11 protein-coding genes are annotated in these 13,762 nt (G+C 50.1%); all 11 read right to left on the bottom strand.

Annotated elements, in window-relative coordinates; genetic code table 11:
- Positions 1-197 precede the first annotated feature (197 nt).
- The 11 genes from B5F07_RS12490 to B5F07_RS12440 all read right to left on the bottom strand — a co-directional run bounded on the left by B5F07_RS12490 (position 198) and on the right by B5F07_RS12440 (position 13,758).
- Complete coding sequence (locus B5F07_RS12490) at positions 198-1,808, bottom strand: GH35 family beta-galactosidase (protein ID WP_087161621.1); 1,611 nt, start codon at positions 1,806-1,808, stop codon at positions 198-200.
- A 100-nt stretch (positions 1,809-1,908) separates the two neighbouring features.
- Positions 1,909-3,384, bottom strand: coding sequence for a glycoside hydrolase family 32 protein (locus B5F07_RS12485; RefSeq protein WP_087161620.1), 1,476 nt, complete (start codon positions 3,382-3,384; stop codon positions 1,909-1,911).
- A gap of 33 nt (positions 3,385-3,417) precedes the next feature.
- A complete protein-coding gene (locus B5F07_RS12480; protein ID WP_087161619.1) occupies positions 3,418-5,361 on the bottom strand; it encodes a PTS beta-glucoside transporter subunit IIBCA in 1,944 nt (647 codons plus the stop codon).
- A 151-nt stretch (positions 5,362-5,512) separates the two neighbouring features.
- On the bottom strand, positions 5,513-6,655 hold the full coding sequence (locus tag B5F07_RS12475; protein WP_087161618.1) for a YibE/F family protein: 1,143 nt from the start codon (positions 6,653-6,655) through the stop codon (positions 5,513-5,515).
- Position 6,656: 1 nt separating this feature from the next.
- A complete protein-coding gene (locus B5F07_RS12470; protein WP_087161617.1) occupies positions 6,657-8,756 on the bottom strand; it encodes a purple acid phosphatase family protein in 2,100 nt (699 codons plus the stop codon).
- A 176-nt stretch (positions 8,757-8,932) separates the two neighbouring features.
- The gene (locus tag B5F07_RS23110; protein WP_242972519.1) at positions 8,933-9,871 is read right to left on the bottom strand and encodes a transcriptional regulator; all 939 of its coding nucleotides are present in this window, start codon (positions 9,869-9,871) and stop codon (positions 8,933-8,935) included.
- A 125-nt stretch (positions 9,872-9,996) separates the two neighbouring features.
- The gene (locus tag B5F07_RS12460) at positions 9,997-10,641 is read right to left on the bottom strand and encodes a Spy0128 family protein (protein ID WP_140398016.1); all 645 of its coding nucleotides are present in this window, start codon (positions 10,639-10,641) and stop codon (positions 9,997-9,999) included.
- Positions 10,642-10,693: 52 nt separating this feature from the next.
- Positions 10,694-11,437, bottom strand: coding sequence for a class B sortase (gene srtB / locus B5F07_RS12455; RefSeq protein ID WP_087161626.1), 744 nt, complete (start codon positions 11,435-11,437; stop codon positions 10,694-10,696).
- A gap of 191 nt (positions 11,438-11,628) precedes the next feature.
- On the bottom strand, positions 11,629-12,681 hold the full coding sequence (locus B5F07_RS12450) for a DUF7601 domain-containing protein (RefSeq protein ID WP_087161615.1): 1,053 nt from the start codon (positions 12,679-12,681) through the stop codon (positions 11,629-11,631).
- A 134-nt stretch (positions 12,682-12,815) separates the two neighbouring features.
- On the bottom strand, positions 12,816-13,397 hold the full coding sequence (lepB, locus tag B5F07_RS12445; protein ID WP_242972518.1) for a signal peptidase I: 582 nt from the start codon (positions 13,395-13,397) through the stop codon (positions 12,816-12,818).
- Positions 13,390-13,758: a hypothetical protein gene (locus B5F07_RS12440; protein WP_140398015.1), complete on the bottom strand. Its 369-nt coding sequence runs from the start codon at positions 13,756-13,758 to the stop codon at positions 13,390-13,392. The genes lepB and B5F07_RS12440 overlap by 8 nt, the downstream gene beginning before the upstream one ends.
- Positions 13,759-13,762: the final 4 nt, after the last annotated feature.

The following is a 13,762-nucleotide window of genomic DNA, read 5'->3' as shown; positions in this document are numbered from 1 at the left end:
CAAGCAGCTTATCTTTTAGCAGATAACTGTCCAACTAAAAGTAGAAGGGGGATTTTCGCCCTTTCGCAACTTACAGATACACCAAAACAAATTAGCACAACAGGTTAATATAATATTTATGTAAAGACATTATAATAATTCTGTAAAGACTTGGCAAGCCCTGAACCGCAGCTTTTCAGGAAATCATTTTCGCAGAATCATTCGTCACAATAGGTGTAGACTTTAATCCGCAGAAGCCGGGGAGAAGTGATCTGCATGGCCGCCGCCTCATCCCCGTTCAGTCGTCTGCCCCGGATCCATTTTCCATCGCGGAATTCTCCTTCCTCCAGCTCAAGTATATCCATGTGCTCCGCGTCCCCTGCCGCCAGCATGGGGATGCAGTTGTAACCGATCAGGAAGATCTCATCCTCTGCGGTTTTTACTCCCAGAGCAACTCCATTGCCCGGCATTTCCATCAGCGGATGTTTAAAACTTACCGTGATTTTCAGTTTCCCGAAATTCAGCGTATTATTTTCTTCTTTCTTTTCCGCGCACACAGCCTGGAGGTCTTCCGTCCCGTATTTCGGCGCAATGACCGGCATCATCGAAGTAAGCGTCCTGCCGAACCATGCATATTCCTCATAATTCTGAGGCGTCTTCAGAGCGGGATCATTTACATCAACGCCGAACAGGTAACCCTGTATCATGGTAAAGGGCTTTCCTATGTCGTCAAAGCCAAACGGAGAATATCCCATGGCATGATAATGGCCGATACAGTATGCAAGCCGGGGTGCCGCATAGGAATGGGTCGCCGCTTCGGGAATAAAAAGCGGAGCTCCATCTCTGCTGTAGTCGTCGCACACTTCCATAAATTCCGGGACATAGATATCCGGACAAAGGACCTGGATCTCCGGCGCGCAGAATCTCCACACTTCATGTACCCGTGATACCGGGCCTCCGGACGGATACTTTCCGGGCGCATCTCCCTTGTGAACCAGCCAGCAGTTTGCAAACATGGGAAGAGGATACTCCTTTTTCCCCTGCTCCGCCACATAGTTTACATACCCGGAAATATAGTAGGCGCTGAATATCTCTTCTGCCACGGCTCCGAATACTTCCTGCCATGTGCCTCTGTCCGCGCCGTGCTCCACCTCTCTGCGGACATCTTCTTTCATGGTATCTGTGTGGGTCTTCATATACTTCACGAAATCTTCCGGGACTTCCGAGGCAAACGCCTGATCCGCCTCATCAGAGACCTCCCTCGCGTTTCCGAGAAGCCCTGTCTCATTCTCCACCTGCACGCCGATTACCGTCTGCTCTTTTCCGTCCGTTTCGCGGATATGAGCCATCAGTTCTGCAAATGCGCGGGCATCGGCATTCCTTGTCTCCTCGCAGAGATAAGAAAGAGAGTAATACGGTATTTTCGCCGGTCCCACATCGCGTACAGACTTGTCTTTTCCCTTTGTGATCTGCGCCCGTCTGAATCGTTTCCTGTCCTTTTTCACCCACGCCGGAGCATACATCATCTCCGCATTTTTCCAGGAGCCAAACCAGAGAAATATTATCTTCTTCTTCCATTCCCCTGCCTGTCGAATCAGTGCGTCAGGAACAGAGAAATCGAAAACTCCCTCTTCCGGTTCCAACAGCTCCCATGTAACCGGGAGAAGCACGGTATTCATCCCCAGCTCATCCGCCGCCTTCCAGATCTGCTCCATATATTCCGGAGACGATGCGTCCGAATTATGTACTTCGCCTGCCACTGCGTAAAACGGGGCGTCATTTACAAAAAGTACTTTTCTGCCATTGTAAGTTCTGATTTCCGGTATCATGTGCCTGTGTCCTTTCTTTTATAAAAAGTTTTTCTGTGTCCTTTTTATTATAGATGCGCCGCACAGTTCTGGCAAGATCAGATACCTCAAAAAGAGACGCTTAAATCAGCTCGCCCAGCCGGATCTGCGCTCCATCCGCCTCTACGCATATACGGCTGTCCTCCGGGTAATATCTGGTGCTGAATACATACTCGCCGTCATTTACAAACACTTCCACGGATGATATGTCCGCCAGAATTCTTACTTCCTCAAGTCTGTCTGCTTCTGCGTACCGCACGCTTCTTCCCGCAGACGGGGAATTCTTATCCCGGTTTTCAAAATACATCTCAAATCTGCCGTCATGCCAGTCAAGCTGCAGTCCTCCGGCAAGCTGTGCATGGAAGCGGTTTTCCCGGATTCCTGTGACCTGCAGGTCATACACCCGGTATCTGTCCGTCTCCAGACGGTCCTGCACTTCCCCGCCATACTTCATCATCTGTTCAAGCTCGCGCACCGGGCGCTGTCTGACTATGGTTTTTCCACACGTTTTCCCGGCTTCGCCGCCGTTTTCCACATTTTCCTCAGTTTCCACAAATATTTCCCGTGGAAATGTGAAGCAGTGCTGCCATCCCTCGGCAATTGTTCTGTTCGTATACTCCTCGCAGTCCGGCATCCCCATCCATGCAATGAGAACCGTTCTGCTGTCTTCCGTCTGAAAGCTCTGGGGAGCATAGTAATCGAAGCCGTAATCCCACAGCCGGTATTCTGACAGGCTGTAATCCCCGGTAATATCACCGTGAACCATAAAATATCCGGACTGGTATACATTGCGGTCTTCCCAGACGCCTCCCTCAAGCCCCTGTACAGATGCGGAGAAGATCTTCACGCCGTCCGTCTCAAAATAATCCGGACATTCCCACATATAGCCGAACGGGAACGGTGTTTTTACCCGGCTGTGAACCTTCCAGTTTATCTTGTCTTCAGAACAGAAGACCACCGCCTGCCCCACATTTTCTTTCGTGCGGGCGCCCTGTACCATATAATACGTTCCATCTTTCTTCCACACTTTCGGATCCCGGACATGCAGCGTCAGGTCTGCGGGATAATCGCTGTTTTTCATCAGCAGCCGCTTTCTTCCGAAATGGAATCCGTCTTTGCTCGTCACGAGAACCGTGTTCGCTTCCCTCCCGGTATTGACATAATCGTAATCGTCCCGGTCCTCAAGCTTCACACTTCCGGTGTAATAGAGATACATCTCTCCGTCCTCGATAAAAGCGCAGCCCGAGTAAACGCCGCTGCAGTCAAAGGGCTGATCCGGGTACATGGACACTCCCTGATATTCCCAGTCAATCAGATTGCCGCTCGTATAATGCCCCCACATCTTCACACCGCCCTCAACATTAAAGGGAGCGTACTGAAAAAATGCGTGATATATACCTTTAAACTGGCACAGTCCGTTGGGATCGTTGAGCCACCCCACGGGCGGCATCAGGTGCAGTCTCTGGCGGAAGCGGGACTTCCCGCTCCGGATATCTTCTTCCGCTCTCTTTTCCGCCTCTTCTGTTAATTTCTTCAAATCTCTTGTCAGCGCATTCATACTATGTGCCTCCTGGTCATTTTCCTGTTTCTTCTATTTTACAAGCTTCATAATCGGGCTTCCCTCTTTTACTTCACCCGGCTCCGCTTTTTCTGCTCTGGCAAACTGATCCGCATTGGTCAGGATAACCATGGTTGTCGCCGGGTAGCCTGCAGAACGGATTGCGTCCAGATCTGCCTCGATGAGTACATCGCCCTTTCTGATTCTGTCTCCGTCAGATACTTTCTTCGTAAATCCTTTTCCTTCCATTTTTACCGTATCCACTCCCACGTGAATCAGCAGCTCGCCGCCGGATTCCGTGACAATGCACACCGCATGGCCGGTTTCAAATATATTCATAACCTCTCCGTCGCAGGGGGCTGTGATCTTTCCGTCTGAGGGCTCAACTGCAACGGTTGTTCCGAGCATCTCCGAGGCAAACGTCTCGTCGCTGACTTCCGAGAGCGGAACGATTCTGCCGTTCACCGGACTTCCCAGTGTTTCCTCGCTTACGGCATTTTCCGTCCCGGATACGCCCGTCTTCTCTTCCGTCTTCTGGCTCTTCTCTTCCACCTGCACCTGCGGCTTCTGTTTCTTCTCCTCCGCCTGCTCCTGCGGCTTCTGGTCTTTGTAGAGGATAAAGGATATGACAAATGCAACGCCCACTGCAATCAGCATCTCGATCAGATACTGCAACGGCTCATCCAGGCAGAGAAGAATACCGAAGATTCCCGTCACACCGGTGCCTTTCGCGCCGAGGTGAACGATGGACGCATACAGAGCCCCGAATCCTCCGCCGATACATCCTGCGATGAATGGCTTAAAGAACCGCAGGTTTACACCGAAGATCGCAGGCTCCGTAATACCCATGAATGCACTCAGGGAAGACGGAAGTGCCAGCGACTTGATCTTTTTGTCTCTTGATTTTACTGCAACTGCAAGGGCCGCCGCTCCCTGGGCGACATTGGCTGCGCTTGCCAGCGGGAGCCAGTAAGTCACGCCGTACTTGGCGATCTGCCCGATATCAATGGCTGTGTACATCTGATGGATACCGGTAACCACGGTAGGCGCATACAATGTACCCATGACAAGGCTTCCGATTCCCAGTGGAAGAGTCAGGAGCCACTGAATTCCGTACAGGACGGCATTTTCCGCCCACACGAAAATGGGTCCGATGACTGCCAGAGTCAGATAGCCGGTGACGAACACACTGACAAGAGGAGTCACGAAGAGATCCAGGACTTCCGGAACAATCTTGTGAAGCTTTTTCTCGATGACCGACAGAAGCCATACGGCGATGACAACCGGGATCACATGTCCCTGGTAGCCGACCATATCGATCTCATAGAGTCCGAAAAATACCGGCTGTTTCACAAGGACGCCGTTTGTCGCCACGTCGTAGGCGTTCTGCAGGGACGGGTTGATCATGATCATACCGATAACCGCGCCCAGATACGGGTTTGCGCCGAACGCCTTTGCCGCTGAAAATGCGATCAGAATCTGCAGAAATGTATATGCCGTGTTGCTGAACAGCCCTGCAAACACATAGATGGAACTGCTCGTGTCCATATTGATAAATCCGTTCTTGATCATGAAATCCAGAGAATTCATGATTCCCATAAGGAATCCGCTGGCTACAATGGCAGGGATGATCGGCACAAAAATGTCACCTAGCAGTTTGATGGCTCTCATAAATGCATTCTGCTTCTGGGCTGCCGCCTCCTTCGCCTCCGCCTTTGAGCTTGCGGTAATTCCCGCAATGGCGATAAACTCGTCAAACACCTTGTTTACCGTTCCTGTTCCCAAAATAATCTGAAGCTGTCCGGAAGCCTCAAACACTCCCTTCACACCCTCTATGTTCTCAATCGCCGTCTTGTCCGCCTTGCTGTTGTCGGCTATAACGAGACGCAGACGTGTTGCACAGTGAGCGGCAGATACAATATTTTTGCTGCCGCCGACTTTGTCCAGAATTTCCTGTGCGGTCTTCCTGTAATCCATGGTATCTCTCCTTCCTTGCTTTCGATATGTAATCGATTTCATATTTTCTGTATAAAATAATATCGGTAAAAATCGTGTTTGTAAAGAGGTCATTTTTACCGATATTTGCTGTTTATTTTTGTGCAGTTTGCTATTTCTGTTGAAATCGATATCACTCCCCCGGTTCCGGAGAATGTTTTTTCCGCTTCAGGTGCCAGGTGCAGACGGCAGATACGATCGGCACCGTCAGGATAACTCCCATCGTTGAGGAGATCCCCTGAATGATTTCAATCCCGATGGAATACATGTTTATGATCTGGGTTGCCGTATAGCTGTAAACATACATAAATACCAGTGTGTTGATGGAACTTCCGGTAAAAGCAAGAATCAGCGTATTTGACATGGTTCCCATCATATCCTTGCCGACACTGATCCCGGACGCAAACAATTCCCTGCGGCTGAGTTCCGGATTACGGTAGTGGATCTCGCTGATTGTGGATGCCACTGACATCGCCACATCCATGACAGCACCGAGAGCCGAGATGAGAATCCCCGCGTAAAGCAGTTCTCCGATCCGCACATTTGTCATCTGTCCTACATATTCCAGCTGCTCAATATCTGAGACATTGTAGCCGGAGATATTGGTCAGTTTTCCGAAAAGTACTGCCAGCACCGCGGATATCCCTACGCCCGCAATCGTCCCCACCATAGATGTGACGCTCTTGCTTGAGAGCCCGCCGATCAGATACATTGTCACAAAAGTCGTAAGCACGGCGACCGTAACCGCCGCGGCAATGGGGGAAATGCCCCGGTAAATCATGGGAAGGAACAGGAATACAATACACACGAAGGTAAACACAAGGGCAATCGCGGAATTGAGGCCCTGCCTTCCTCCGATAATGCAGAGAGTCACGAGGAACAGAAGCACGATCGCATACAGCATCCATGTGCGGTCGTAGCTGAACACAGTAACATAGAGAGAGTCATCACTTTCGTTGACCTCGGCGATGACCCTCATTCCCACTTCACAGTGAGCCCCGTACAGGTAACTGGAAGAGCTCACTGCTTCTACTGTATTTCCTTTAAATTCCCCGCTTAAAAGTTCAAGGGACACGATCTGGTTCCCGATCTGATTTCCCGATTCCGTCTCATTATCCTGCAGGATCCCGACTACTTCCGCCTTCTCAAACGTCTTTCCCTCCGTGTCGTAGAGCCCCACCCGTTCAATCTGGTTGAACCGGTACAGAAACAGGGCAAAAAGCACGGTTACAAGCAGAATAACAAGCCGTCTCCGGTTTCTTTTAAGCGCCTCCATGTCAGCTTCTCTTTCTTCGGAAGTAAACTGCTGTTCCGCCTGCTGCAGCGGCAATTACAAGGGCCGCTGCCGGAAGGATAATGTTGGACGAATCCCCGGTCTGAATGGACTGTGACGCTGACGGCTTCTTATTTACACCGGCCGCGGTCTGCTGGTTCTGAGCCGTACCGTTCTGGGAGTTTCCATTCTGGGCCGTACCGTTCTGGTTCGAACCGGATGCTCCCTGCTGGGAAGAATCCGGATTCCCCGGTCTGGAAGGATCCGTTGTCCCCGGAGCAGAAGGATCTGTTGTTCCCTGCTGGTCATCCCCGGAAGGAGTCTGGGTCTGTACTTCTTCCAGCGCGTCCATTGCGCTTCTGAGTGCCGTATATGCATTCGTGAGTTCATTCTCTGTTGCCCCGGCACGGTCATTGACAGCTTTTGCGGCTTCCAGAGCCTGCTGCATCGTGCGGAAGCTTTCTGCCGTGTATTCGTCTTCCGGGAGCGCCTCTGCCTCTGCGATCAGATCCTCAAGCTGGCTGTGGTCAGCAGATTTCACGATCATGAACTGCGTATCGATCTTTTCGTCTGTATCTGTGCGGTATGTATTCAGCGTCAGCGTTGTCTCTGTCACATCGATCACGGAATAGGTCGGAACATCCTGCTGCCATCTGCTGGCTATATAGGTCTGCTGTCTCGGAACAAGGTCGTAATACTTACTTCCTGATGAAGAACCTGCCGTCAGATACATGATTCCGTCCGGATTCACCGCTGTTTCCTGGTTCTCCGTAAGCGTCTGAACCGCATCGTCATCCATTACGGAATAGAGATATTCCAGATATTTCTGCTCCGCCGGATCCGTTGTGTCATCCTGGATATTGCCCGGAGCTTCATATATGGTCTCTGTACTGTCTCCCACATCGATGTCCCGGTCCAGCATCTCGTCGAACTCATCATCCGTGTATTCAAATGTGCTGTGTCCGCCTTTTAAAATCTTTGTGCGGGAATATGCGTGATCATGTCCGGTCAGCACAATGTCCACGTCATTTTCCTCGAAGATCGGCACAAGGCTGTAACGCAGGTTTGTGATTTCCGGTTCGTTGGAATGTTCCGCAGAGCCGTAGATATCCTGGTGAAGCGTCACAATCCGCCACCTGCAGTCCGCATTTGCCGCAACGGTCTTCTCAATGAATTCCTTGTGCTCGGCAACATTGGTGTCCTGTGTATTCAGGATGATAAACAGGGCGTCACCGTATGTAAAGTAGTAATCGCCGCCCACATTATAGTCATTATTTCCGAGATTGCTTAAATTCGTAATGTTAAAATGATACTGGTAGTTCTGGTTGTCCGCGTCATGGTTTCCCACCGTCGTTGCCACCGGTACGGATTTCATAATATCCGGGCTTAAATATCCCGCATACTCCATCTCGCTGACCGTGGGGTCCTGAACTTTCTCGGCATTCGTCTGGATCTGGTCACCTGATGAAAGGATAAATCCCGCCTTGTTTCCGGTCTTTGCATAAGCCCGGTTCAGGGTATAGTTCCAGTTAAACGTATCGTTGCGGACCGCCTCGCTCTGCGCGGTCACAAAAGTCGGCTTCTTAATATCCTCCGGCTTCTTGGCCTTTTCCGCATTGGAAGAACCGATCTGCGGATCGCCCACAAAGATAAAACTGAAATCAGCTGTATCATCATCTGTTGTAAATGATTCGATCTCCTTGCCTGCCACCTGATAGTAATATGTCGTTCCGGGCTTAAGGTTCTCAAGCGTCACCTTGTTGCTCATATAGCCGTCCTGGGCGGACGTCTGAGTAACTGTTGCCGCCTGCCCGTCGCTCAGGTCACCGGCAGTTCCGTAGATAAACTCCGCCGCTTCCCCTGTCCGGCTGTACCAGGCAAAATTCATCTTTGTCTCATCGGCTCCCGGAGACATGGAAACCTGTGTCCAGTCATTTTTTATCGTCTCCCACTCTTCGGACCATGCCTCCCATGCTCCGCCCTGCGCTGCCGCGGTCTGGCTTGCATCAGTCATTCCATCCGGCGCCGCGTCTGCAAATACGCTCATAGGCTGACAGACAAGGGCTGCCGCAAGAATCAGCATCACTGCATTTTTCTTTTTCATTCTCTTCTGGCCTCCACAATTTTTTTCTCTGAATATCACCGTCAGAATCACAGGACTCTGCCGGATCCATGGAAAATTATAGCATGAAGAGAATCAGAATTTTTGCTGTTTACAGAGTTTTAACCAACGTTTATCCGTCACTTTACAGATGTGCTGCACATATTTTCATTTTCCCTTCAAACGTTCTCACGCACCGTCAGGCTTCCATTCGCCTTGTCCACCTCAAACACCAGAGGGTTCGCCTTGCCCCACTCTGGATCCTCATCCGCCTTCTTCTTCCAGGTGTAGTAGGCTTTCACAAATCCCCCGTGGATCAGCTCCTCGGCCTTCAGCCTTGCGCGGACCGCCTCATCATAGTCCTCATAGCATCCCACGTAAAAGCGTCTCCCCTTGAAGCCGATATCCACACGGTATCTCCTGTTCTTGAGCTGGCAGACTCCCCGGAATCCGCTCTTGTTATCTCTGCGGTATTTTCTCTTTTCAAGGATCTCCAGGCACGTGCCGTCAATCATGTGGAGCTGTTTGGAAATGTTTTTCTGGTTTTCACTTTTCAGACATCCGCAGCTCCGGTAGTTTCCATGAACCAGACCGCTCTCTGTAACATCTGTCTCATTTCCGCAGTCGCAGCGGCAGTGCCAGTAAATCGAGCCTTTCCGGTCTCTTCTTTCTGTGGGATACAGCGCTGTCAGACGGCCGAAACGGCTGCCGGTCAGGTCTACCCGGTTGTAGCCCCGCTCATGGCGCATGCATCCGCAGCTCTTCACCTTGCCGGCTTTCAGGTCATGGGCTGTCACAATCTTATCATTTCCACACTGGCAGCGGCAGACCCAGGAGGTCCTGCCATTCCGGTTTTCCGCTCTGCGCACCACTGTCAGAGAACCAAACTTCTGTCCGGTCAGATCCTCGGCTATACTGCCCCGTCTTGCATCGGGCCGGGGCACACACCCGCAGTCCTTTACCGTTCCGCGCATCAGCCGTTTCGTGCTCGCAAGCACCTCTCCGCCGCAGTCACAGCGGCACCGCCACAAAACATAGCGGTCCTGCCTCTGATCCGTCTGTTCCACCACCGTCAGCTTACCGAAACGCTGTCCGGTCAGATCTTTTCCTTTTGCCATATTTTTTCATCCTTCATCTGCTTCTTTCAGGCGGGATTCTGTACAATAACAGCCGGCAGGAGCGCGCTCCCCCGGCTGTTATATATTTCACCTGAATATGTATTCTGTCTGACTGTATATTCTGTCTATTCAATCTCCGATGTTTTCTTCCGGATCTTCCACGCCGCCGTAATGCCGATCACTACTGCCGCAGCGGCAATCACTGCGATCAGAAGTGTCAGGTTCAGCGTGTCTCCGGTCTGAACATTGTCCTTTGACGGCTCTGCCGGCTTCGCAGGTTCTGCCGGTTTTTCCGGAGCTGCCGGAGCCTCGTATCTGTTGTTAAATACAATTCTGTCCGTCTTGTTCTGTTCTCCGTCCACAATCGCCCAGATCTCGGCGGTCAGACCGCCCGCTCCGTCATTTACCACGCGCACCGTCACAGTGTACACTGTATCGTCATAAGTGAAATTCTCAGTATTTCCCGCTTTCTGGGAAACAACGTACTGATAATCTCCCGGCGCTGTGTAAGTGACCGGACCAAACTGGACCTTTCCGCTGTTTTCAACATTCTGCTCCGCGGCTTCCGGCATCGGCGTATTCTCTGCGGCAGCTTCCATCACCACCGTAAAGTTCTCCTTCGGAGCCGACTCTCCTTCCAGCGTCACCTCCACCGGAACGGAAACCGTACAGGAATATCCCTCCGCTTTCGCCATTCCCGGTATCAGCAGGAAGGCAAAAAGAAACGAGAGGAGAAATCCCATATATCTGTTTTTATATTTTCGAATCATTTTTCTGAAAAGCACCCCCTTCCTGTGCTGTTTCCGGATGGCTTTTTCTGCTTCAGCTTCTCGGATTCAGAAGACCAAAGACAACGACGCGGCCGTTGGTCACTGCCTCCGCACATGTGGACAGTCCGATAATCCTGTCCTCCGGTGATACCCCGACGTCCCTGTACTGCACGGACTTTTCCTTTATATAGGAAAGAAAACTGTCCAGAGTGGAACTGTTCTGCAACTGCGGGCTGTAGATACGCGAATCTGATGCATCCGCCTCCACACAGGCAAACAGGGTAATCTCATATGTGCTGTCCGGCAGATAAAGCGTACCGGTTATATGCCCCTCAAAATAATCTTCGTTTACAAACTCCACGACATCACCGAACATCGCACCGTTGCTCATATGGTGACCGTAGACCAGGCTGTAGCTGTCCGTAAAATCCGGACTGTTCTCGCTGTCCAGAAAGATGGAACCGGAGAGCGCGAACTCTCCGTATACATCTTTGTTGACATATTCCATGTCTGTCTCGCCCTGGACAACCGGGTAATCAATATTCGTGTCATCGATGGTCAGCCATCCCCGGACGTCGGGATTGATCTGCATGAGCTCTTCCAGTGTAGGGTTGTCCTCCCCCTCGCCGGTAGGCTTGTACTGCAGAAGATCGTCGTCCAGAAATGCCCCGGCATAGACCATCGCCGTATCCCAGAGAGAGTAGGCTCCGTAGAGAAGCATCACCAGGATCAGAAGTCCGGCTATTATGCCGAGCACTCTGTTTCCCGCCTTTGCCGCAAGCGCTGCTTTTCTCAAGATGTGGGCCTCCTCTCCGGGTGTTGTATCAGGTTCGCTGATATTTACCGGCATGCGCCGGTATCTGGTTTTTCCCTGACCGGAGAACCGGCCAGGGATGGGTTAAACTGATTTTAAATGAGTTAAATAAAATGAGTATAAGTAGTCTGACATTCTGAATTATGTGTCAGGTTCATTCAGGCCGGCGGCTCTTAGAACTCGCGGTTTCTTCTGCGAAGGAATACAAGTGCTGCGATTCCTGCGAAGGCTACAAGGATGATGTACGGAGCGATGTTCATGATGATACCGGTGGGGGTGGAAACTTCTTTGTTATTGGTGAATACTACATTATTATCCGCTGCTCCCATAGTAACTTCGTCCGTAGTTAAAGCCTCAGCAGCATCATTATTATTCACTTTAACGGATGTTGTATAACCGTCTGTTTCTGTATAATCTGTCTCTGTTACCACATATTTATCTCCTTCTGACAGTCCGTAGATTACAGCGGATTCCCCATCTGCCAGACCAAAGCTCTGCTCTTCTCCTGATACTAACGTATATACTCTTCCTTCTACATCCATATAGAATCTTTCATTGTCTTCATCTCCTGTAATCGTAATAGTAAACTCGAATTCTTTTTCTGTATCTCCCTGATTACCTGTTACATCTTTTGTAACAGTCAGGTCATGAAGCTTTCCGTTATTTTTGCCATAATCATTTGTAAACGTAAGGTCAGCTTTTCCGCCTTCCTGACCCTGCTTTACAGTGGCGATATTGCCGACGTACATTTCGTCTCCATTTCCATATACATAGAGATAAACATCATACACTGCATTGTCATATGTAATTCCCGCAAAATTTCCGGCATTTTCCGAAACAACATAGTGATAGATTCCAGGACCTTCAAACACGGATGCGTCTGTTGTTAAGGTGCCGATCTTTGTATAACTGTTATTCAACTCTGCATCTGAGTCAAAGTCAGCACCGGCTCCAGGAAGAAGACCTCCCGGGACACCCGCGTAGACAACCTCATCGTAGTAGGTTGTTTTTTCTCCGGTTTCTACCTTGAATGTAAATGTTTCATCCGGTGCGTAACTCTTTCCATCTGTTGTAACTATCTTAGTAATGTCAACATTTGTGATCGCTTCAGATCCATCACCGCCGAGCACTCCACCTTCCGCAAATGTCGTCATCCCAAACATAGAAACCATCATCGCACTTGCCATTGCTACCGCTGATACACGGCTTAATAATTTTCTCTTCATTCTTTTTACCTCTTTCTTTCACTTTTTGTTGCTTATTTCTGACTGCATTTTCATGCCGTCTCTATCTCAAAGATGTTCCGGTTTTTCCTCCCAAACGGTTGGTTTACTCCCCTCATCTTTGCGATATTCATTTTTCAGAGATTCGAGCGGCGAATCACTGTGATCACCTTGCCCTTGATCTCATCGGCGCTGACGGGACCGAAATATCTGCTGTCCCTTGCGCCCTCCCTGTAATCGCAGAGCACAAAATATTCATTCTCCGCGAGTTGTACGGGATACGTCACATTCTCGTCATACTTTGGTGTGAAGTAGAAAATGTCGCTGTCCATAACGATTCCTCCGTTCACCACCAGTTCTGCATCGTCTGTAACTTCCACACTGTCGCCGCCTCTGGCAACAATACGCCCCGTATACTGCTGACCATCTTTTTCAAAAACGATAATGTCATCGCTAATGAACTCACGGTCCAATCTGTAATAGAGCATCAGATCTCCTGCGCTGATTCTGGGAGACATGTCGTCATTTTCCATTGGTGTAAGCCCGAATACCATTCCGAATATGATCCAGAGCAATACAGCAAGAGTAATTAACCTTGTAAAAAAACTTATAATCTCTTCCTGATATGCCAGATTTTTCATCCTGCCTTTGATCACTTCATCCGGTGACAGCGGCGCTTTATTCTTTTCTTTTTTCCCCGCTGCCTTTGGCTTACTCAACCGTCTCACCTCTCACTTCGGTTTTCTCCAGAAGTCTGCGCTTCAATTTGCGAATCTCTGCATCCCGTTCCTTCAGCAGTGCTTTGTTCTGCTCATCATGAATACGAAGCAGTGTTTCATACTCTTTCTGAACCTCCCGAAGCTGCCGCCAGACATCCATCTCATCGACACCGCCCAAGATCTTTTTCTGGAAATGTAGGTCTTTGAACAGGTCTGAAATCTCTTTCATACCGGAAGACATCTGCGGTATAATCTGTGTCTGTTCAGGATGCGAAGATTTTTTCTTGCGGCTGTCCGGCGACCTTGCTGTCGGCGCCGCCGGAGAGCCTTTTCTTTGAACACGTCTTTTCTTAACTGCCATCTGG

The organism is Lachnoclostridium sp. An169 (genome assembly GCF_002160525.1).
In the GTDB taxonomy this organism is placed as follows: domain Bacteria; phylum Bacillota; class Clostridia; order Lachnospirales; family Lachnospiraceae; genus Mediterraneibacter; species Mediterraneibacter cottocaccae.
This window is presented reverse-complemented; position numbering and strand designations above follow the sequence as displayed.